This window comes from Pseudomonas sp. R2-7-07, from assembly GCF_003852355.1.
Classification (GTDB): domain Bacteria; phylum Pseudomonadota; class Gammaproteobacteria; order Pseudomonadales; family Pseudomonadaceae; genus Aquipseudomonas.
The window spans coordinates 460,289-481,659 of record NZ_CP027759.1 but is presented as its reverse complement, the minus strand read 5'-3'; the positions used below and the strand labels follow the sequence as shown (position 1 = coordinate 481,659).

At 61.6% G+C, this 21,371-nt stretch carries 16 protein-coding genes and 1 pseudogene; all 17 read right to left on the bottom strand.

Features of this window, described 5'->3' with window-relative positions; genetic code table 11:
• Positions 1-31: 31 nt before the first annotated feature.
• The 17 genes and pseudogenes from C4J86_RS02010 to hutU all read right to left on the bottom strand — a co-directional run bounded on the left by C4J86_RS02010 (position 32) and on the right by hutU (position 21,370).
• Positions 32-766: an amino acid ABC transporter ATP-binding protein gene (locus tag C4J86_RS02010; RefSeq protein WP_124360894.1), complete on the bottom strand. Its 735-nt coding sequence runs from the start codon at positions 764-766 to the stop codon at positions 32-34.
• Positions 759-1,718, bottom strand: coding sequence for an amino acid ABC transporter permease (locus C4J86_RS02005; protein ID WP_124369286.1), 960 nt, complete (start codon positions 1,716-1,718; stop codon positions 759-761). Before C4J86_RS02005 ends, C4J86_RS02010 begins: the two co-directional genes overlap by 8 nt.
• Positions 1,719-1,841: 123 nt before the next feature.
• Complete coding sequence (locus C4J86_RS02000; protein ID WP_124369285.1) at positions 1,842-2,639, bottom strand: transporter substrate-binding domain-containing protein; 798 nt, start codon at positions 2,637-2,639, stop codon at positions 1,842-1,844.
• Between the two features lie 210 nt (positions 2,640-2,849).
• Entirely contained in the window at positions 2,850-3,659 is an 810-nt protein-coding gene (locus C4J86_RS01995) for a transporter substrate-binding domain-containing protein (RefSeq protein WP_124372381.1), read from the bottom strand.
• 183 nt (positions 3,660-3,842) lie between these two features.
• Positions 3,843-6,415, bottom strand: a pseudogene (gene mdoH, locus C4J86_RS01990) (glucans biosynthesis glucosyltransferase MdoH); the annotation flags it as partial.
• A complete protein-coding gene (locus C4J86_RS01985) occupies positions 6,408-8,159 on the bottom strand; it encodes a glucan biosynthesis protein G (protein ID WP_124365510.1) in 1,752 nt (583 codons plus the stop codon). The pseudogene mdoH and the gene C4J86_RS01985, both read right to left, overlap by 8 nt.
• A 267-nt stretch (positions 8,160-8,426) precedes the next feature.
• Positions 8,427-8,864 (bottom strand): D-aminoacyl-tRNA deacylase, encoded by a 438-nt coding sequence (gene dtd, locus C4J86_RS01980; protein ID WP_124369283.1) that lies wholly within the window; start codon positions 8,862-8,864, stop codon positions 8,427-8,429.
• On the bottom strand, positions 8,861-9,832 hold the full coding sequence (gene pip, locus C4J86_RS01975) for a prolyl aminopeptidase (RefSeq protein ID WP_124369282.1): 972 nt from the start codon (positions 9,830-9,832) through the stop codon (positions 8,861-8,863). The genes dtd and pip overlap by 4 nt, the downstream gene beginning before the upstream one ends.
• 122 nt (positions 9,833-9,954) lie before the next feature.
• Positions 9,955-10,755: an N-formylglutamate deformylase gene (gene hutG, locus C4J86_RS01970; protein WP_124369281.1), complete on the bottom strand. Its 801-nt coding sequence runs from the start codon at positions 10,753-10,755 to the stop codon at positions 9,955-9,957.
• A gap of 11 nt (positions 10,756-10,766) precedes the next feature.
• On the bottom strand, positions 10,767-11,972 hold the full coding sequence (hutI, locus tag C4J86_RS01965; protein WP_124369280.1) for an imidazolonepropionase: 1,206 nt from the start codon (positions 11,970-11,972) through the stop codon (positions 10,767-10,769).
• Positions 11,973-12,135: 163 nt separating this feature from the next.
• The gene (hutH, locus tag C4J86_RS01955; RefSeq protein ID WP_124369279.1) at positions 12,136-13,668 is read right to left on the bottom strand and encodes a histidine ammonia-lyase; all 1,533 of its coding nucleotides are present in this window, start codon (positions 13,666-13,668) and stop codon (positions 12,136-12,138) included.
• A gap of 39 nt (positions 13,669-13,707) precedes the next feature.
• A complete protein-coding gene (gene hutH, locus C4J86_RS01950) occupies positions 13,708-15,216 on the bottom strand; it encodes a histidine ammonia-lyase (protein ID WP_124369278.1) in 1,509 nt (502 codons plus the stop codon).
• A gap of 132 nt (positions 15,217-15,348) precedes the next feature.
• On the bottom strand, positions 15,349-16,173 hold the full coding sequence (locus C4J86_RS01945) for a glycine betaine/L-proline ABC transporter ATP-binding protein (protein ID WP_124369277.1): 825 nt from the start codon (positions 16,171-16,173) through the stop codon (positions 15,349-15,351).
• Entirely contained in the window at positions 16,170-17,021 is an 852-nt protein-coding gene (locus tag C4J86_RS01940; protein ID WP_124360879.1) for a proline/glycine betaine ABC transporter permease, read from the bottom strand. The genes C4J86_RS01945 and C4J86_RS01940 overlap by 4 nt, the downstream gene beginning before the upstream one ends.
• Before the next feature lie 71 nt (positions 17,022-17,092).
• A complete protein-coding gene (locus C4J86_RS01935; protein WP_124369276.1) occupies positions 17,093-18,058 on the bottom strand; it encodes an ABC transporter substrate-binding protein in 966 nt (321 codons plus the stop codon).
• 68 nt (positions 18,059-18,126) lie between these two features.
• Positions 18,127-19,587, bottom strand: coding sequence for a cytosine permease (locus C4J86_RS01930; RefSeq protein ID WP_124369275.1), 1,461 nt, complete (start codon positions 19,585-19,587; stop codon positions 18,127-18,129).
• 79 nt (positions 19,588-19,666) lie between these two features.
• Positions 19,667-21,370, bottom strand: a complete 1,704-nt coding sequence (hutU, locus tag C4J86_RS01925) for a urocanate hydratase (protein WP_124369274.1) — start codon at positions 21,368-21,370, stop codon at positions 19,667-19,669.
• Position 21,371 lies beyond the last annotated feature (1 nt).

Sequence of the window (21,371 nt, the reverse complement as noted above, 5' to 3'; positions counted from 1 at the left end):
AGGGGGCTTGTTCCCACATAGGCGCCCGAACCTATAGGACCTGGCGCAGGAAAGCCTGGGCCCGCGGGTCCTTCGGCGCCGCGAAGAATTCGGCCGGCGCCGCGTCTTCCAGCAATTTGCCGTGATCGAAGAACAACACCCGGTCTGCCACCTCGCGGGCAAAGCCCATCTCGTGGGTAACGCACACCATGGTCATGCCTTCCAGTGCCAGGGTCTTCATGACGTCGAGCACTTCACCGACCATTTCCGGGTCGAGGGCCGAGGTGGGTTCGTCGAACAGCATCACCTTGGGTTCCATCGCCAGGGCACGGGCAATCGCAACGCGTTGCTGCTGACCGCCGGAAAGGCGTGACGGGAACTCATTGGCTTTCTGCGCAATACCCACCTTTTCCAGGAGTGCCAAGGCCTTGGCCTCACGCTCTTGCTTGCCGCGTTTGCGCACGACCTTTTGCGCCAGGCACAGGTTTTCCAGCACGGTCATGTGGGGGAACAGATTGAAATGCTGGAACACCATGCCGACTTCACGGCGATAGGCATTCACATCGGTCTTCGGGTCGGCCAGCTGCAAACCGTCAATGCTGACCGAACCTGAGTCGAATTCCTCCAGCCCATTGAGGCAGCGCAGGAAGGTGGATTTGCCGGAGCCGGACGGACCGATCACCACCAGCACTTCGCCCTTGGCCACCTGGGTGGTGACATGGTCCACCGCACGCACCACATGACCACGGGTGTCGAAGACTTTTACCAGATCGCGGACTTCAATCACTTTGCGCGAGCCTCCGCTCAAGCCGGCTGGCCATTTTCGACAGCGGCAGGTTGATCAGCAGGTACAGGCCTGCCACACAGAACAGAATTTCAAACGGCGAAAACGAGGTAGTGATCACTTCGCGTCCACTCTTGAGCAACTCGGTGATCGCGATCACCGAGACCAGCGAGGTGTCTTTCACCAGGCTGATGAATTGCCCGGCCAGCGGCGGCAGCACGCGTTTGAACGCCTGAGGCAACACTACATGGCGCATCGACTGGCTGGCGCTCAAGCCCAGGGAGCGCGCGGCCTCGTTCTGGCCACGGGTGATCGACTGCACACCGGCACGCACGATTTCCGCTACATAGGCGCCGGTGAACAGCGACAGTGCGGCGATCCCGGCAAACTCCCGTGACAGGTTGAGCACCGTGCCGATAAAGAAATAGAAAATGAAGATCTGCACCAGCAGCGGTGTACCGCGCACCAGTTCGACGTAGAGCGTCGACAGATCGCGCAAGGTCGGGTTGCTGGAGAGGCGGCACAAGCCGGTGGCCAGGCCAATCGCCAGGCCCAGGACGCCGGACACCACCGACAACCACAGCGTGGTCCACAGGCCCCACATCAGCGGCCCCAACGCCCAATGACGGGTGACACCGATGACGTCACCTTCAGCCACATCATCGCCGCGCGCCACCTGCAGGCTGTTGTCGGCAACCGTCAGCGTTTGTTCGGTGCCGGCGTCATTGCGCAGGGTAACCTCGGCCACGTCGCCTTTGCGTACCAGTTCAATGACCGTCGAAATATCCGCCGCACGCTGCGCTTCCTCAGCCTGATAGGCGAAGTACTGCGGCACGCGGTTCCAGCGCCATTCGTAGGACATCAGCGAGGTGGCGTAGTACAAGGCGCCAGCCAGGCCGACCAGTACGAGCACCGTCAGCAGGTGCCAGGGCCATTGGGCTTTTTTCTGTTTCATTTCACTGTCCGCATAGGTGTTGCCTGGTAGGCCGCCATCGGGGGCAAGCCCCCTCCCACAGGGAAACGCGTTCCAAATGTGGGAGGGGGCTTGCCCGCGATACAGGCAACTCGGTCTTAAGCCTTATTCCATGTCCTTGAGCCACTCGGAGCTCTTGAACCACTTGTCATGGATGCGATCGTAGGTGCCGTCGTGCTTGATCTGGTGCAGGAAGTTGTTGATGAAGTTGACGCTGTCGTAATCGCCTTTCTTCAGGCCGAACGCCAGGGGTTCGAAGGTGAAGGGTTCGTCAAGGAACACCAGCTTGCCGTTGCCGACTTTCTTCTCGGCCACCACGTTGTACGGTGCGTCGTAGACAAACGCGTCAGCCTTGCCATTGACCACGTCGAGCACGCCTTCCTGCTCGTTGTCGTAGCCGTGGTACTTGGCTTTGGCGATCAGCTTTTTGGCAACCATTTCACCGGTGGTGCCAAGCTTGGAGGTCAGGCGGTACTTTTCGTCATTCAGGTCTTTGTAGGACTTGATGGTGCCTTCCAGGTCCTTGCGAATCAGCAGGGTCTGGCCGACCACGATGAACGGTTCGCTGAAGTTCAGGCGCAGATTGCGTTCCTGGGTCAGGGTCATGCCGCTGCCGATCATGTCGAACTTGCCGGTCAGGAAGGCCGGGATGATACCGTCGTAACCGGTAGACACCAGTTCCAGCTTGACGCCCATGGACTTGGCGAGAGCCTTGAGGATGTCCACTTCGAAACCGATGATGTCACCACGCTTGTCGGTCATTTCGAACGGCATGTAGGTCGGGTCCATGCCGACTTTCAGCGTGCCGCGCTTGGCCGCATCATCGATGGCGCCGGCCTGGGCCGCAGTGGCCGCCACCAGCGCGGTGACGCCGAGCATCAGCATCGAAAGATACTTTTTCATCATCAAGTCCCCTGAACGGTTCTTATAAAGTGGGCGCACAAAAGGGCTGCGCCATTTCGGGGTGCGATCCTAACCCACTCGTTGCCCGTCACAAAGGTTTCACGGCTAAATGTTATCGGCGTGTGTAAGAGAAACCCTACGGCGCCGCGCATGACCGCAGGCCTGGGCCGGTCAGCGCCTGGGTTCACTAATGGGTTGATGTGTAAGCAGTTATGACGACAAGTCAATTTCCGCGATCCAGGCAGTGTCCTTGAACCACTTATCATGCAATTGATCGTAGGTCCCGTCCTGAGCCACTTGGTTGAGAAAATGATTGATCCAGTTGAGGCTGTCGTAATCACCTTTTTTCAGGCCGAACGCCAGAGGCTCAAAGGTAAACGGCTGCTCCAGCGTCAGTAATGCGCTGTTCTCGGGCCGGGCCATCGCGATCAGGTTATAGGGCGCATCATAAATAAAAGCGTCGGCCCTGCCCTCCACCACCTCGCGCACACCCTCCTCCGGCGTTACGAAACTCATCAGCCGGGCCGCCCCCAGGAAGCGCTGCGCCGCCGCCTCGCCGGTGGTGCCTTCGGTGACCGCGATCCGATAGCTCGCCTCGTCCAGGTCTTCGATGCTCGACACCGTGCCGGCCAGGCGCGGATGCAGCAGGACGGTCTGGCCCACCACGATAAAAGAATCACTGAAATTGAGCTTGAGGTTGCGCTCCTGGGTGACCGTCATACCGCTGCCGATCAAGTCGAACTTCTTCGTGATCAGCCCCGACAGCAACTCCGTATAGGGCACCGTGACCAGTTCGAGTTCAACCCCCAGCGCCCGACTCATGGCGTGGAGCAAATCGATCTCGAAGCCGACGACGCGCCCCTGCCTGTCCGTCATTTCGAACGGTACGTAAGTCGGCGTGGTGCCGACTTTCAGCACTCCACGGCGAACGGCGTCGTCAATTGCCCCGGCGTTGAGCAAGCCTGTGTGAATCAATGCGACAACACCCATCAGCAGTGCCGAACCATACCTTTTGAACATATGTGCCCCCATGGCGAGTCAGATTGGGGGGCGATGCTACCCCAGCCACAGACACGGCAATACGCTTCGAACGAAGGTGTTTTGTTTCGAAATAACAAGGGGTTAGCAAACAAAGGAAGGGGCGGTAAACGCTGTAGGACAAGCACTTGGAACACCCCCGAGGTGAGCCCTCGGGGGCGTCTGAATCAGGCCGGTAGAGCCTGGGACGACTGCGGTTGCAGGGGTAGCAATGGTGCGTGCGGGTCAGCCTTGATCGAAGCACGCCAAGCGTCCAGCCACTCGGCATGGCCTTCGCTCCACACCTGTTCATGCAAGCGAGCCAGGGCCACCGGATCGCTGAGCAAGGCCAGGCGTTCGCCGTTGTTGAGGCCGGCCGGGCCGACTTTCAACGCGTGGCGAACACGCTCCCCACGCAGGTACTCGATCGGCTCCGCCTCGCGGTGACGTGAAGTCGCCAGGGCGCAAGCCAGGGCGTTCTGCTGCGGGTCGACCACCGAACGCACGAACCCGTCGTTAAGCGCGTGCCAACGGTTTTCGTGGGTGTACTTCTCGGTCGACAGCAACGCCTGCGGTGGATTGTATTCCTCGGGGATCAGGAACAGGCTCTCATCGCGAGACTTGAGGCCCAGCTTGACCCGACTGGAAATCACCGACACCGGGATCGACAGCATCAGCGAACCGACGATGGGGATCAGCCACCACAAGAAGCTTGGATTCAGCCACACCACCAGCAGTGCCCACAAGAAGCCCAGCACAGTCTGCGGACCGTGGCGCTTGACCGCTTCGCTCCAAGGCGTGGAGTCGTCATCGCGTTGCGGCGAGTTCCAGGTCGCAGCCCAGCCGAGGAACGCGGCCAGTACGAAACGGGTGTGGAAGATCATGCGCACCGGCGCCAGCAGCATGGAGAACAGCATCTCCAGCAGCATCGACAGGGTCACCTTGAACTTGCCGCCAAATTCTTTCGCACCCTTGGCCCAGATCAGGATGATGCTGAGCAATTTAGGCAGGAACAGCAACACGATGGTGGTGGAGAACAGCGCCACCGCCTTGTCCGGGTGCCATTGTGGCCACAGCGGGTACAACTGGCGTGGCGCCATGAAGTACTGCGGCTCCATCAGGGTGTTCACCGCCAGCAACGCAGTGGACAGCACCAGGAAGAAGAACCACAACGGCGCCGACAGGTAGGACATCACGCCAGTCAGGAACACCGCACGGTGCACCGGGTGCATGCCTTTGACCAGAAACAGGCGGAAGTTCATCAGGTTACCGTGGCACCAGCGACGGTCACGCTTGAGTTCGTCGAGCAGGTTCGGCGGCAGTTCTTCGTAGCTGCCCGGCAGGTCGTAGGCAATCCACACGCCCCAGCCGGCACGGCGCATCAGCGCGGCTTCGACGAAGTCGTGGGAGAGAATCGCACCGGCGAACGCGCCTTTGCCCGGCAACGGCGCCAGGGCGCAGTGCTCGATGAACGGCTTCATGCGGATGATTGCGTTGTGGCCCCAGTAATGGGATTCACCCAACTGCCAGAAGTGCAGGCCGGCGGTGAACAGCGGGCCGTAGACGCGGGTGGCGAACTGCTGCATGCGCGCATACAGGGTGTCCATGCCTGACGCACGCGGCGCGGTCTGGATAATCCCGGCATCCGGCGTGGCTTCCATCAGGCGTACCAGGCTGGTCAGGCATTCGCCGCTCATCACGCTGTCGGCGTCGAGCACCACCATGTACTTGTAGTCCCCGCCCCAGCGACGGCAGAAGTCGTCGAGGTTACCGCTCTTGCGCTTGACGCGACGGCGACGGCGGCGATAGAAAATCTTGCCGAAACCACCGGCTTCGCGGCACACGTCGAGCCAGGCTTGCTGTTCGGCAATGCAGATATCGGCGTCGTTACTGTCGCTGAGCACGAAGAAGTCGAAGCGGTCCAGGTCACCGGTAGCCGCCACCGATTCGAACGTCGCACGCAAACCGGCGAATACCCGAGGCACGTCTTCGTTACAGATCGGCATGACCAACGCGGTGCGGGCATCCTTCGGAATCGGCTCATTACCAGCACTTTTACCGGAGATACGGTACTTATCGTGGCCGGTCAGCAGTTCGAGGAAGCCCATCAGCGCGGTCCAGAAACCGGCCGACACCCAGCAGAACAGAATCCCGAACATGATCAGGATGCTGGTCTGCAGTGCATAAGGCAGAACCTGGGTAGCGGTTTGCAGCAGGGTCTGGTTGCGGATTTCGTCGAAGTCGACCAGCGACCAGCCCTGGTACGGCATGATGCCTTTCATGTACCAGCCGGCCACGATGGTCTGGCCAAGCATCAGCACCAGCAGGATATAGCGACGGATCGAACCTACGGTACGCCAGCGCGCCGCCGGCAGTACCCGCTCGTCTTTCGGCGGCTTGGGCGGGTTGGTGCGACCGGTCATCCGGCGCCAGCCGCGTACCAGAATATTGGTGCGCCAAGGCTCGGGCACGACTTTGGTGCGCCGGATCGGCGGCGTGGCCTTCAGGCAGACGCGACCGCTGGCGTCGAGCGCCAGCATCTCGGCGTCCTGCAGCTCTTCGGCCGTGCTGAGGGTCAGCCTGCGGCCCACCGACGCTTGGGCGGCGTCGGTAGGTGCGTCGAAGGTTGTGGACGACAGGCGTTCGTGCAATTCGCTGAAGGAGCTGCAGCCCGCCAGTTCGGCACGCTGCTCAGCGGTCATGGGCAGATGCGCCAGGTACTCGGTCAGAGTCTCTGGCTTGACTTGTGAATTACTCATCGGCGGGCAACTGGTAGCTCCAGGTTTCGGTCAGGACTTGTTCGGTCTTGGCCGGCTCCGGCGTGACAGGCGCCGGGGCAGCTTCTGGCTGCTTGGCGTCCTTGTCCTTCGCCTCTTTGGCGTCTTTCTTGGCCTGTTTCTCGTGTTGCTTGGCCAAGACCTTGTCAGCCTTGAGCACGTGGGTCGAAACCTGTTCTGGCTCGGCCTGTGCGATCTCCTGCACCAGCGCGGCGCGCATTTCAGTCGGCTTGCTCGCGTCCTTGATCTTCATGCGCAGGGTCAGGCGCCAGCCTTTGGTGTGCTCGTTGTAGCGCACGCTGTTTTCAACCAGCTCGGCGTTGTCGCCAACACTCACCTGGCTGCGCACCGGGGCGTCCGGCAGCAGTTTTTTCAGGGCCGGGCCTTCGAAGTCCACCAAGTAAGCCACGCTGCCGTCCGGCTGACGGATCAGGTTGGATTGCTTCACGTCACCGGTGGAACGCAGGGTCTGCTTGACCCAGGCACTGTCAGGCGAATGGAAGGCAGCATCGTCCAGCGTCCAGTGCAGGCGGTAGGACACATCCAGCGGCTTGCCGACTTCCGGCAGTTCGGCCGGGCTCCAGAAGGCAACGATATTGTCGTTGGTTTCGTCGGCGGTCGGAATCTCTACCAGGTCGACGGTGCCTTTGCCCCAGTCACCTTCAGGTTCGATCCAGGCGCTCGGGCGCTTGTCGTAGTTGTCGTCCAAGTCTTCGTAATGGCTGAAGTTGCGGCCACGTTGCAGCAGGCCGAACCCACGCGGGTTTTCGACGCTGAAGTTGCTGACCGACAGATGTTTAGGGTTGTTCAACGGGCGCCAGATCCACTCGCCATTGCCGGCATGGATCGACAGGCCGCTGGAATCATGCAGCTCGCGACGGTAGTTGAGGACCTTGGACGGCTGGTTGGCGCCGAACAGGAACATCGAGGTCAACGGGGCCACGCCCAGCTTGCTGACCTTGTCGCGCAGGTACATCTGGGATTTGACGTCGACCACGGTGTCGGTGCCCGGACGCAGAATCAGGCGGTAGGCGCCCGTCGCACGGGGGGAGTCCAGCAGGGCGAAGATCACCAGGTGCTTGTCGCCCGGCTTCGGACGCTCGATCCAGAATTCGGTGAAACGCGGGAATTCTTCGCCGGACGGCAGCGCGGTGTCGATCGCCATGCCACGGGCCGACAGGCCATACACCTGATCCTTGCCGACGACGCGGAAATAGCTGGCGCCGAGCATGGTCATGATTTCGTCTTGCTTGTCAGCCTTGTTGATCGGGAACAGCACACGGAAGCCGGCATAACCCAACTGTTCGGTGGCTTTTGGATCAAACTTTACGTCGCCGAAATCGAAACGATTGGGGTCGTATTTGATTTCCTGGACGCTGTCAGCGGTGACTTCATTGATTTTCACCGGTGTATCGAAGTGCATACCCTGGTGATAGAAGGACAGCTTGAACGGGGTGTTCTGATCGGCCCACTCGGCTTTTTCGTTGCGGAAACGAATCTTCTGGTAGTCAGCGAATTTCATTTCGCGGAATTCGTTCGGCAGATTGCTGCGCGGAGCTTCGTATTTCTGCCCAGCCAGTTCTTTTGCCTTGGCCGACACATCGTCCAGACTGAATGCCCACAGTTGACCCGCGCCGAACAGGCAAAACAGGGCAGAGCCCGTCACCAGTGCGTTTCGTAACCGTTTGGCAGACAATTTTGGTGCATTACAGGGACTAACAATCACGAGCAACCCTCGCCGAAAACAGATCAAAAAACCAACGGCCAGCTATCTATATGCCAGGTTGGCGAGCATTGTTCCGACTCCTCAGGGGCAAAATGATTCCCCACTGGTTTGTCGGACAAGTCTCTACCTAAGTCAAAAATGGACCAAACAACGCTGATCCCCGTAGCGCGCGATTATCTAGTAGCCCGCGAGACAACGCATCAGGGACAACGAAGTATTTGTAGCGAAACCCTGCGTTTTTAGGCATTAACGTCGCTTTTCATACATTCAGGTCTGTAAGAGGAAGGTCACAGGGCCATCATTGACCAGATGCACCTGCATATCCGCGCCAAAACGCCCTGACGCCACCTTGCCATGCAATTGTTGCGCTTGTAACAACAAGTGATCAAACAGCGCCGCTCCCAGGGCCGGCGGGGCCGCTGTGGAGAAGCTTGGCCGCAGCCCGCTTTTGGTGTCCGCCGCCAGCGTGAACTGCGACACCAGCAGCAAACCGCCGCCGAGGTCCTTCAACGACAGGTTCATCTTGCCCTCGTCGTCGCTGAACACCCGATAGTTAAGCAGCTTATGCAGCAGTTTATCGGCGCTCTCGGGGGTATCTGAAGGTTCGACGGCCACCAGCACCAGCAAACCCTGCTCAATCACCCCGACGACTTCGCCGGCAACCTCGACCCGGGCGCCTCGCACCCGTTGCAACAGGCCCTTCATGCTTCTTCAGGCGGTAAATCAAGCAGGCGTCGTGCCATTTCGCCGGTTGCGCGTACCAGCGCATCGGTAATCCCAGGCTCGGACGCCGCATGGCCCGCTTCGCGGATCACCTGCAGTTCGCTGTTCGGCCAGGCCTGATGCAGCTCCCAGGCGTTATCCAGCGTACAGATCATATCGTAGCGGCCATGGATGATGACGCCAGGCAGATGGGCGATCTTGTGCATGTCGCGAATCAGCTGGTTGGGCTCCAGGAACGAGTTGTTGGTGAAGTAATGGCATTCGATGCGGGCAATGGACAAGGCACGCTGCGGCTCGGAGAAGCGCTCGACATGCTGCGGGCTCGGGCACAGGCCCAGCATGCGCCCTTCCCAACCCGACCAGGCCTTGGCCGCGTGCATCTGGGCGATCTGGTCGTTGCCGGTCAGGCGCTTGTGGTAGGCCGCGATCATGTCGTGACGCTCATCCACAGGAATTGGCGCGAGGTAGTCCTGCCAGTAGTCCGGGAACAGGCGGCTCGCACCGGCCTGGTAGAACCATTCGATGTCCTGTGGGCGCGCGAGGAAAATGCCGCGCACGATCAGGCCATGCACGCGCTCGGGGTGGGTTTGCGCGTAGGCCAGGGCCAGCGTCGAACCCCAGGAGCCACCGAACAGCACCCATTTGTCGATGCCCAGGTGCTCGCGGATGCGCTCAAGGTCGGCGACCAGATCCCAGGTGGTGTTGTTTTCCAGACTGGCGCGCGGGGTGGAGCGCCCGCAGCCGCGCTGGTCGAAGGTGACGATGCGGTACAGGTTCGGATCGAAGTAGCACCGGCTCTGGGCATCACAACCGGAACCGGGACCGCCATGGATGAAAACCACGGGCAGCCCTTCGGGGGAGCCGCTTTCATCGACGTACAGGGTGTGAACATCATCGACTGCCAGATCGTGCCGGGCATAGGGTTTGATCTGCGGGTACCAAGTCTGCATTGCGCGCTCCGTAGGGTGTCGGGTTCATCCCTGGGGGGACGTCTATTATTTTTGCCGTCTGGCATCATAAACCCGAATTGTGCAATGAGCATGCCCTTGAGCGCTTGTACCGGTGTCAGCCATTATCGATAGCGGGTTTGCCCCCATGCCAGCAATGCTTGCAGCAATTGTTTCAGCACCACCTGGGTCGGCTCGGCCAGGTCGGGGCGATAGCGGAACGGCTCGACCTCTTCCATATAGGTGCTCTGGCACAACTCCAACTGCACCGCATGAATATCCTGCGCCGGGTCGCCGTAGTGCCGGGTGATATGGCCACCCTTGAAGCGCCCGTTCAGCACATGGGTGTATTGCGGGTGATTGGCGCAGATGGCTTCGAGCTGGCTGGCCAGTTGCGGATCGCACGCGGCGCCGTTGAAGGTGCCGAGGTTGAAGTCGGGCAGTTTGCCGTCGAACAGGTGCGGGATCACCGAGCGGATCGAATGCGCGTCGAACAACAACGCATAGCCGAACTCGGCCTTGAGGCGGGCGAGTTCCTCTTGCAGTGTGCGGTGATACGGGCCCCAGATTTTTTGCAGATAGGTAGCGCGCTCGGTCTCGGAGGGTGTTTGCCCTTCGCGGAACAACGGCACGCCATCGAACAGCGTCTCCGGGAACAGGCCGGTGGTAGCGCCCGCGTAGAGCGGCTTGTTATCGGATGGCCGATTCAAGTCGATGACGAACCGCGAATACTCGGCCGACAAGGTGCTGGCGCCCAGTTCATCGGCAAAGTCGTACAGGGTGGGGATGTGCCAATCGGTGTCCGGCAGGCTTTGTGCTTCAAGGATCAACCCGGCCTCGACCGCCGGGGTAAGCCGCAGGCCGGCGTGGGGCATGCTGATCAGCAGCGGTGTGTTGCCTTGTTTGAACGTCAGAACTTTATCCACAACGCGACTCCTTACACAGTGACGTCGACGCCATGGCGTACGACGCGTTTATCCAGTTCGCCACCCAGCCAATAGGCCAGGTCGGCGGGGCGATCGATCTGCCAGGCGACAAAATCCGCGACCTTGCCCACTTCCAGGGAACCATGGGTATCGCCCATGCCCAGGGCGGTGGCCGCATGCTGCGTGGCGCCGGCCAGGGCTTCTTCCGGGGTCATGCGGAACAGGGTGCAGGCCATGTTCAGCATCAGGCGCACCGACAGTGCCGGTGAGGTGCCGGGGTTGAGGTCGCTGGCAATGGCAATCTTCACGCCGTGTTTGCGCAAGGCCTCCATGGGCGGCAACTGGGTTTCACGCAGGAAGTAGAACGCGCCCGGCAACAACACGGCGACCGTGCCGGCAGCAGCCATGGCGATGGCATCCTCTTCGGTCATGAATTCCAGGTGATCCGCCGACAACGCCTGATAGCGCGCCGCCAGGCTGGAGCCGTGCAGGGAAGACAGTTGCTCGGCGTGCAATTTCACCGGCAGGCCGAGTTGCTGGGCCACTTTGAACACACGTTCCACCTGCTCGGTGGAAAACGCCAGGTATTCACAGAAGGCATCTACCGCGTCCACCAGCCCTTCGGCCGCCAGGGCCGGCAGCATGTCGTTGCAGATGTGCTCGATGTAGTCATCGGCGCGGTCTTTGTACTCCGGCGGCAACGCGTGGGCCGCCAGGCAGGTGGCGCGCACGCTCACCGGCAGCGCTTGCCCAAGGCGTCGCGCCACGCGCAGCATCTTGCGTTCGTTGGCCAGGTCCAGGCCGTAGCCGGACTTGATCTCCACCGTGGTCACGCCGTCGCGCAACAGACTGCGCAAGCGTTTTTCCGCGCTGACGAACAACTCATCTTCCGTCGCCGCACGAGTAGCGCGCACGGTGCTGGCGATACCGCCGCCCTTGGCCGCGATGTCCGCATAGCTGACACCTTCGAGGCGCTGCTCGAATTCGCCGCTGCGGTTACCGCCAAACACCGTGTGGGTATGGCAGTCGATCAGCCCGGGGGTGACCCATGCGCCTTGCAGGTCGTGGACCTGGGCGTAATCCGCCGTCGGCACTTGGCTGCGTGGGCCGATCCACTCGATGAGCGAATGTGCGGTGACCATGGCGGCGTCCTCGATGATCGAGTATTTGCCATGAGCCATGGTCGCTATGTGGCAGTGTTGCCAAAGGGTTTTCATCAACGCCTCCCTCAGTTATCGATGAGACATTCTTATGAGGAGAAGATCGTTCCCACGCTCTGCGTGGGAATGCATCCTGCGACGCTCCGCGTCACCACTCTAAAAGCGGACGCAGAGCGTCCAGGGCGGCATTCCCACGCAGAGCGCGGGAACGATCGGTGGGTTACAGGCTCGGCAGCAACTTGGCCGGCACCAGTTCATTCAGGCAGCGGCTGGCGAGCAGTTCGCTGGCGGCGATGATGTCCGGGGCGAAGAAGCGGTCCTTGTCATAGAACGCCACTTTGTCACGCAACAGGCCACGGGCTTTTTCCAGTGTTGGCGAGGTTTTCAAGCCGTCGCGCAGATCCAGGCCCTGGCAGGCGGCCAGCCACTCGACAGCCAGGATGCCACGGGTGTTCTCGGCCATTTCCCACAGGCGCTTGCCCGCAGCCGGGGCCATGGACACGTGGTCTTCCTGGTTGGCCGACGTCGGCAGGCTGTCGACGCTATGGGGATGGGCCAGTGCCTTGTTCTCGCTGGCGAGGGCCGCAGCCGTGACCTGGGCGATCATGAAGCCGGAGTTGACCCCGCCATTGCCCACCAGGAACGGCGGCAATTGCGACATGTGCTTGTCCATCATCAACGAGGTACGGCGCTCACTGAGGGAGCCGATTTCGGCGATGGCCAGGGCCATATTGTCAGCGGCCATGGCCACCGGCTCGGCGTGAAAGTTACCGCCGGAAATCACATCGCCTTCTGCGGCAAACACCAGCGGGTTATCCGACACGGCGTTGGCTTCAACGACCAACACGTCGGCAGCCTGGCGGAACTGGGTCAGGCAGGCGCCCATCACTTGTGGCTGGCAACGCAGGGAATACGGGTCTTGCACCTTGTCGCAGTTCTGGTGCGACTGGGACACCTGGCTGCTTTCGCCGAGCAGGTCACGATAGGCCGCCGCCGAATCGATCTGCCCACGTTGGCCGCGCGCGGCATGAATACGCGCGTCGAAGGGTGAGCGCGAGCCGAGCACCGCTTCCACGGTCAGGCCGCCACAGACCAGCGCTCCGGCGAACAGGTCTTCGCCCTCGAACAGGCCGCGCAAGGCATAGGCGGTGGACACCTGGGTACCATTGAGCAGGGCCAGGCCTTCTTTGGCGGCCAGGGTCAGCGGCGTGAGGCCGGCGATTTTCAATGCGTCGGTGGCCGAAAGCCACTCGCCCTGGTAACGCGCCTTGCCTTCGCCGAGCAGCACCAGGGACATATGGGCCAGCGGCGCCAGGTCACCGGACGCACCGACCGAGCCCTTGAGCGGAATATGCGGGTAAACCTCGGCGTTGATCAGCGCGATCAGCGCGTCGATCACCTGTCGACGAATCCCGGAGAACCCACGGCTCAGGCTGTTGACCTTGAGCACCATGACCAGCCGCACCAGCGCATCGCTGATCGGCTCACCTACGCCGGCAGCGTGGGACAGCACCAGGGAACGCTGGAGGTTTTCCAGGTCAACACTTGCGATGCGGGTCGAGGCCAGCAGGCCGAAACCGGTGTTGATGCCATAGGCGGTGCGGTTCTCGGCGAGAATCTGCTCCACACAGGCCACACTGGCGTCGATTTGGGCAGTGGCGCTGTCATCCAGGCTGAGGGTTACCGGCTGCTGGTAGATGGCCCGCAGTTGGGCAAGGCTCAGTTGGCCTGGAATCAGGTTTAGCGCAGTCACATTCGTTCTCCTTGTGAATTGTTCTTCTTGAATAGGTGTTCAGTGCACATTCGGTAATGCGGTGTGTTTGAGCAGGTGGGCGGCCGCCGCGATGTCCGGCGCCAGCCAGCGGTCCTCTTCGTAGGCCGGTACGACTTCGCGCAGCAAGCGCCAGGCGCGGTCGGTGCCGGCGCCGAAGCGCTGGTCCTTGAGGAACTCGAACGCCTGGGCCGCCAGCAGGTATTCGATGGCCAGAATCTGGGTAACGTTGGCCAGTAGCTGATGCAGCTTGAGCGCGGCGTTGGTGCCCATGCTCAAGTGGTCTTCCTGCAGACCCGAGGTGACAAAGTTGTCGAGCACCGCCGGTTGCGCCAACTGGCGGTTTTGCCCGCACAAGGAAGCGGCGACGTACTGCACGATCATCATTCCGGAGTTGACCCCCGGTTTGCTCACCAGGAATGCCGGCAGACCGCTGACGTGCGGGTTGATCAGGCGGTCCAGGCGGCGTTCGGCCACCGAGCCGATCTCGGCCATGGCGATGGCGAGCATGTCGGCGGCCATTGCCACGGACTGCCCGTGGGGGTTGGCCTGGGACACCACGCGGTAGTTGCCCGGCGTGCCGAGCAGCAGCGGATTATCCGTGGCGCTGTTGAGTTCGGTCTCGATCTGGCGGGTCGCGTGCTCCACCTGATCGCGCGCCGCGCCGTGGATTTGCGGGATCGAGCGCAGGCTCAAGGCGTCCTGGGTACGAATGCCCCGGCTGCTGGCGATCACTTCACTGCCGTCGAGCAAGGCGCGCAGATGGCGGCCGACGTGCTGCATCCCCGGGTGCGGCTTGAGGGCGATGATTGCTTCGTCGAACGCGTCGATCTGGCCGCGCTGGGCTTCAAAGCTCATGGCGCCGATCACGTCGGCCCATTCCAGCAAGTGATGCGCATCGGCCAGGGCCAGGCAGCTCAGGCCGGTCATGCACGGCGTACCGTTGACCAGGCACAGCCCATCCTTGGCGCCGAGCACCACCGGCTGCAAACCTTCGGCTGCCAGTGCTGCTTGCGCGGTCACCACCTGGCCGCGATAGCTGACGTTGCCGACCCCGAGCAGCGCTACGCCGACATGGGCCATGTGGGTGAGGTAACCGACCGAACCCTGGGACGGCACCTGTGGCGTGATGCCGTGGTTGAGCAGCGCCAGCAGCGCATGCACCACTTGCGGGTGCAGGCCGGAGTTGCCGTGAGAGTAGTTGATGATGGCGGCGCAGATGATCGCGCGGGTCTGCTCATCGCTCAGTACCGGACCGACGCCGCAGGCGTGGCTGAGCAAGGTGTTGCGCGACAACTGGCTCAGTTGCTCGCCCTCAAGCGAAACATTGCACAGCGCGCCCAGGCCGGTGTTCACCCCATAGGCGCGTTCGCCGCTGGCGACGATGCGCTGCACGATGGCCTGGGCATTGTCGATACGCGCCCAGGCGTGGCCCGAGAGTTCGAGCACGGCGCCGTGGCGGGCGACGGCGACGACGTCCTGCCAGCGCATTGGGGCGTCGGCGAGGGTGATTTTTGTTGCCTGGGACATTTTCAGCCTCTTAAGTTGATCGTTCCCACGCTCTGCGTGGGAATGCCGCCTGGGACGCTCCGCGTCCCGCTGTCAGGGAGTGACGCAGAGCGTCACGGGATGCATTCCCACGCGGAGCGTGGGAACGATCAGTCAGACCACCGCCGCCCGCCGCTGAACGAACCGGTCCACATATTCATCCGCCGGCGAGTGCAGGATTTCCCTGGGCGTGCCGACCTGAATCAGCTTGCCGTCCTTGAGGATCGCAATGCGGTTACCGATACGCACCGCCTCGTCGAGGTCGTGGGTGATAAATACGATGGTCTTGTGCAGGGTCTTTTGCAGCTCGAGCAACTGGTCCTGCATCTCGGCACGGATCAGTGGGTCGAGGGCGCTGAACGCCTCGTCCATCAGGATGATGTCGGTGTCAGCCGCCAGGGCGCGGGCCAGGCCGACACGTTGCCGCATGCCGCCAGAGAGCTGGTGCGGGTATTTGTTTTCATAGCCCTTGAGGCCCACGGTTTCGATCCAGTGCAGGGCGCGTTCGGCACACACCTGCTTGGTTTCGCCGCGCACTTTCAAGCCATAGGCAACATTGTCGAGCACGCTCTTGTGGGGCAACAGGCCGAAGCTCTGGAACACCATGCTGATCTTGTGGCGGCGGAATTGGCGCAGGGCTTCCATGTCCAGTTGCAGAATGTCTTCACCGTCGACCAGGATCGCGCCGCTGGTGGGGTCGATCAGGCGGTTGAAGTGGCGCACCAGGGTGGATTTGCCGGAGCCCGACAGGCCCATGATCACAAAGATCTCACCGGTGCCGATGCTCAGGGACAGGTCGTTCACGCCGACCACGCAACCGGTCTCGGCCAGCACTTGGTCCTTGGTCTTGCCCTGGCCAATCAGCGCCAGCGCTTCCCGCGAGCGGTTGCCGAAGATCTTGAAGACGTTTTTGACTTCGATTTTGCTGACGGTAGTCATTTGCTCGCCTCATGCCGTGGACGACCATAGGCCTGGGTAATGCGGTCGATGACCACGGCGAGAATCACGATCGCCAGCCCGGCTTCGAGGCCTCGGCCGACGTTGAGGGTCTGGATGCCGACGAGTACGTCTTCACCCAAGCCACGGGCGCCGATCATCGAGGCGATCACCACCATCGACAACGCCATCATGGTGGTCTGGTTGATGCCCGCCATGATGCTCGGCAGCGCCAACGGCAGTTGCACGCCGAACAGCTGCTGCCAACGGTTGGCGCCGAAGGCGTTGATTGCTTCCATGACTTCGCCGTCGACCTGGCGGATACCCAGGTCTGTGAGGCGGATCAGCGGCGGCGCGGCGTATATGACCGTGGCGAAAATCGCCGGCACCTTGCCCAGGCCAAACAGCATCAGCACCGGGATCAGGTACACGAAACTGGGCATGGTTTGCATGATGTCGAGCAACGGCATCAGTACCGAACGCAAGCGATTGCTGCGCGCGGAAAGAATGCCCAATGGGATGCCGATCAGCACCGAGATCACCGTGGCGACCATCATCAGCGCCAGAGTCTGCATCAGTTTGTCCCACAGGCCGACCGCGCCGACGAGGAACAGCAAACCGACGATCACGGCCGTGGTCACCACCTTGCGCGTGGCATGCCAGGCGATGACGCCGACGATGGCCAGCATCAGCCACCAGGGCGCTGCGCGCAGCAGGCTTTCCAGATTGACGATGGCCCATAGCAGGGTGTCGGAAATGTGCCGGAACACGTCGCCGTAGTTGGTGACCAGCGAATCCACCCAACCGTTGACCCAGTCGGCAATGGAAAACGTAAAACTCTCAGGAAACATAGCGTGCTCTCGATCCAGTGGGTTGAGGCCAGGCGCCCGGCTGCCCCTCAGGGTAGCCGGACACGCTTGACCTACAAGGCCGCGTCGATTTTCTTGGCGGCGTCTTCGCTCACCCAGGCGTGCCAGACTTCAGGATGTTCCTTGAGGAAAATTTTCGCCAGTTTCGGCGACTCGATCCGCTCCTTGGCCATGCGGCCCAGGTTCTGGTTCAGCAGGTCGATGGGCAGGTTGACCTTTTCCAGCACGGCCACCAGTTCCGGCGCTTGCTCGTGGAAAACCTTGGACAGGCCGACCTTGATGCTCACGCTTTTATCCACGCCCGGCTTTTCTTCCAGCTTGACCAGATCCACCTGGCCCATCAGCGGCGTCGGCGACCAGTAATAGAACAGGATCGGCTCACCGCGCTTGTAGCTCGACAGCACCGCCGCATCCAGCGCCGGGCCGGTGCCGGGGCGGAAGTTGGTGTAGGTGCTTTCCAGGCCGTAGCTTTTGAGCATTTCACTGTTATCCAGCTCGCAGGTCCAGCCGGCCGGGCAGTTGTAGAAGCGTCCCTTGGAGGGCTCTTCCTGGTCCTTGAACACCGCAGCGTACTTGGCCAGGTCGGCAATGGTCTTGAGGTCCGGGGCCTTGGCTTCCAGCTTGCGCTTGGCGTCGCCTTCGATCACGTAGCGCGGCACGTACCAGCCTTCGATGGCGCCAACCACGGGCGCACCGACGCCGACGACTTTGCCGGCCTTCTCGGCCTTGTTCCAGACTTCGCTGCGGCCGACCCACTCTTCGGCAAACACTTGGATGTCGTTACTGCTCAGGGCGTTTTCCATGGTGATGGAATTGCCCGGCAGGCTGTCGGTTTTGCAGTCGTAGCCTTTCTCCAGCACGGTTTGCAGGATGTCGGTGAGCAACATGCCGCTTTCCCAGTTCAGCCCGGCGAACTTCACCGGCTTGCCGGATTCGCACCAGCCGGCCGCCTGGGCGCCGGCGCTTGCCAGCAAGCCCGCAGAAAACAACGTGGTCAGCAGGGTCTTATGCATTTTCATTGTGTGACGCTCCCAATCATGAAATGGATTACGGCAGTCAAAAGGCATCCTGCCTTGTCCACGTCCCGTCAGGCCTGCGCCGCAGCGCGACCGATACCGCTTGTTTGCGTGGGTGCAACGCTGTCCTGCTCGATCGGCAGGATCAGTTGATCAGGCATCGTGCCGTGCCATTTTTTCGCGCACAGGTAGTACAGGGCCGCCGGCAACACCAGGCCGATGATCCAGGAGATATCCACCCCACCCAGGGTTTCTACCAGCGGGCCGGTATAGAACTTGGTGGAAATGAACGGCAGCTGCACCAGCACACCGAATACATAAACGCTGATGCCCAGGGGGTTCCAACGCCCGTAGCGACCTTTGGGATCAGCCAGCGCCGGCACGTCATAACGCTCGCGGGTGATGCAGTAGTAATCCACCAGGTTGATCGCGCTCCAGGGCGTGAAGAACGCCAGCAGAAACAGGATGAACGACTTGAACGCTCCCAGGAACGAGTGCTGGCCGAGCAGCGCGATCAGGGTTGCCGTGCCGACAATCGCCAGCACGAACAGCAGGCGCTGCAGGCGCGATACCCGCAGGTGGCCCTGGAAGCCGCTGATGATGGTCGCGATGCACATGAAACTGCCGTAGGAGTTCAGCGTGGAAATCGTGACCTTGCCGAACGCGATACTGAAGTACAGCAACGCCGCCGCTGCACCGCTGCCGCTCAGGCCAACGATGTAAGCCACTTCGTGCCCGGCGAATTGCCCGTTGGCCATGGCGGCGGCAAATACACCGAGAACCATCGCCACCTGCGCGCCGATGACCGACCCTGCGCCAGCCGCCAGGAAGGTTTTCACCGAGGAGGTGCTGCTCGGCAGGTAACGTGAGTAGTCCGCCACATAAGGCCCGAACGCGATCTGCCAGGACGCTGCCAGCGAAACCGCCAGCAAAAAGCTGCTCCAGCTGAAATGGCGGATCTGCAGCAATGCGCCGATGTCGGCCTGGCCCATCAAGCGGCTGAACAGGTAGACGAAGGCGATCACCCCAATGACGCTGGCGACGCGCCCGATGAAGTGGATCACCCGATACCCCAGCACCGTGACCAGCACGATGACACTGGCGAAGATCAGAATGCCGACGCTGTCGCTGACCCCAAACAACTGGCCCAGCGCCTGTCCGGACAGTACCGTGCCGGTTGCGGTGAAACCCAGGTACATCAGGCACACCAGCACGATCGGGATGGCCGCGCCATATACGCCGAACTGCACCCGGCTGGAAATCATCTGCGGCAGGCCGAGCTTGGGCCCTTGTGCCGCATGCAACGCCATCACCCCGCCGCCCAGCAGTTGGCCGATCAACAGACCGATCAACGACCAGAACACATCCCCGCCCAGCACCACGGCCAGAGCCCCGGTGACGATAGCCGTGATCTGCAGGTTGGCACCCAGCCACAGGGTGAACTGGCTCAATAGACGACCATGTCTTTCCGCTTCCGGGATGTAGTCGATCGAACGCCTTTCGATCAACGGGGTGGTGTCGTTTGCAGCCATGGGTGTTCAACCTCTGATGGATTGTCTTGGGTTCGCCGCCGTTCCAATGTGGGAGGGGGCTTGCCCCCTCCCACACTTGTTACTTGATCATCGGCAGATTCAGGCCCTGTTCCTTGGCGCAATCGATCGCAATCTGGTAACCCGCATCCGCATGCCGCATCACCCCGGTAGCCGGGTCGTTATGCAGCACCCGCGCAATGCGCTCGGCCGCTTCGTCGGTGCCGTCACACACGATCACCATGCCCGAGTGCTGGGAAAAGCCCATGCCGACGCCGCCGCCGTGGTGCAACGACACCCAGGTCGCGCCGCTCGCAGTGTTGAGCAAGGCGTTGAGCAGCGGCCAGTCGGACACAGCGTCGGAGCCGTCCTGCATGGATTCGGTTTCACGGTTGGGGCTGGCCACTGAGCCGGAGTCGAGGTGATCACGACCGATTACGACAGGCGCGGACAACTCGCCGCTGCGCACCATTTCGTTGAACGCCAGGCCGAGCTTGGCGCGCTGGCCCAGGCCGACCCAGCAGATACGCGCCGGCAAGCCCTGGAAGCTGATGCGCTCGCGCGCCATGTCCAACCAGTTGTGCAGGTGGGCGTCGTCGGGAATCAGTTCTTTGACCTTGGCGTCGGTCTTGTAAATGTCTTGCGGGTCGCCCGACAGCGCAGCCCAGCGGAACGGGCCGATACCCCGGCAGAACAGCGGGCGAATGTAGGCCGGTACGAAGCCTGGGAAATCGAAGGCGTTTTCCACGCCTTCTTCCTGGGCCATCTGGCGGATGTTATTACCGTAGTCGAAGGTCGGAATGCCTTGCTTCTGGAATTCGAGCATGGCTTTGACGTGCACCGCCATCGACTGCTTGGCGGCCTTGATCACAGCGGCAGGCTCGGTCTTGGCGCGGGCGCGGTACTCGTCCCAGGTCCAGCCGGCCGGGAGGTAGCCGTTGAGCGGGTCGTGGGCGCTGGTCTGGTCGGTGACCATGTCCGGGCGCACGCCACGCTTGACCAGCTCCGGCAGAATTTCAGCCGCGTTACCCAGCAGGGCAATGGAGATCGCCTTGCTTTCCTGGGTGTACTTGGCGATGCGCGCCAGGGCGTCGTCAAGGTCGGTGGCCTGCTCGTCGACATAGCGGCTGTTCAAACGGAAATCGATGCTGACCTGCTGGCATTCGATGTTCAGCGAACACGCGCCGGCCAGGGTCGCGGCCAAAGGTTGGGCACCGCCCATGCCGCCGAGGCCGGCGGTGAGGACCCAACGGCCTTTCAAGTTGCTGTCGTAATGCTGGCGACCGGCTTCGACGAAGGTTTCGTAAGTGCCCTGGACGATGCCCTGGCTGCCGATGTAGATCCAGCTGCCGGCAGTCATCTGGCCGTACATGGCCAGGCCCTTGGCATCCAGTTCATTGAAGTGCTCCCAACTGGCCCAGTGCGGCACCAGGTTGGAGTTGGCGATCAGTACGCGCGGGGCATTGCTGTGGGTCTTGAACACGCCGACCGGCTTGCCGGATTGCACCAGCAGGGTTTCGTCGTCGTTCAGATTCGTAAGGCTCTCGACGATCTGGTCGTAGCACTCCCAGTTGCGCGCGGCACGCCCGATACCGCCGTACACCACCAGCTCCTTGGGGTTCTCGGCCACTTGCGGGTCGAGGTTGTTCATCAGCATGCGCAGCGGCGCTTCAGTCAGCCAGCTTTTGGCGGTGAGCTTGTTACCGCGGGCGGCACGGATTTCCACGTCACGGTATTTTGTAGGCCTTGCTTTCGAAAAATCGGTCACAGCTGGACTCCTCGGCATG

What these genes read in the sequence shown, in the direction of transcription:
- C4J86_RS02005 (WP_124369286.1), bottom strand. Translation starts at nt 1,718, where the DNA reads ATGAAACAGAAAAAAGCCCAATGGCCCTGGCACCTGCTGACGGTGCTC.
- C4J86_RS02000 (WP_124369285.1), bottom strand. Translation starts at nt 2,639, where the DNA reads ATGAAAAAGTATCTTTCGATGCTGATGCTCGGCGTCACCGCGCTGGTG.
- C4J86_RS01995 (WP_124372381.1), bottom strand. Translation starts at nt 3,659, where the DNA reads ATGTTCAAAAGGTATGGTTCGGCACTGCTGATGGGTGTTGTCGCATTG.
- dtd (WP_124369283.1), bottom strand. Translation starts at nt 8,864, where the DNA reads ATGAAGGGCCTGTTGCAACGGGTGCGAGGCGCCCGGGTCGAGGTTGCC.
- pip (WP_124369282.1), bottom strand. Translation starts at nt 9,832, where the DNA reads ATGCAGACTTGGTACCCGCAGATCAAACCCTATGCCCGGCACGATCTG.
- hutI (WP_124369280.1), bottom strand. Translation starts at nt 11,972, where the DNA reads ATGAAAACCCTTTGGCAACACTGCCACATAGCGACCATGGCTCATGGC.
- hutH (WP_124369278.1), bottom strand. Translation starts at nt 15,216, where the DNA reads ATGTCCCAGGCAACAAAAATCACCCTCGCCGACGCCCCAATGCGCTGG.
- C4J86_RS01945 (WP_124369277.1), bottom strand. Translation starts at nt 16,173, where the DNA reads ATGACTACCGTCAGCAAAATCGAAGTCAAAAACGTCTTCAAGATCTTC.
- C4J86_RS01940 (WP_124360879.1), bottom strand. Translation starts at nt 17,021, where the DNA reads ATGTTTCCTGAGAGTTTTACGTTTTCCATTGCCGACTGGGTCAACGGT.
- C4J86_RS01935 (WP_124369276.1), bottom strand. Translation starts at nt 18,058, where the DNA reads ATGAAAATGCATAAGACCCTGCTGACCACGTTGTTTTCTGCGGGCTTG.
- C4J86_RS01930 (WP_124369275.1), bottom strand. Translation starts at nt 19,587, where the DNA reads ATGGCTGCAAACGACACCACCCCGTTGATCGAAAGGCGTTCGATCGAC.
- hutU (WP_124369274.1), bottom strand. Translation starts at nt 21,370, where the DNA reads ATGCCGAGGAGTCCAGCTGTGACCGATTTTTCGAAAGCAAGGCCTACA.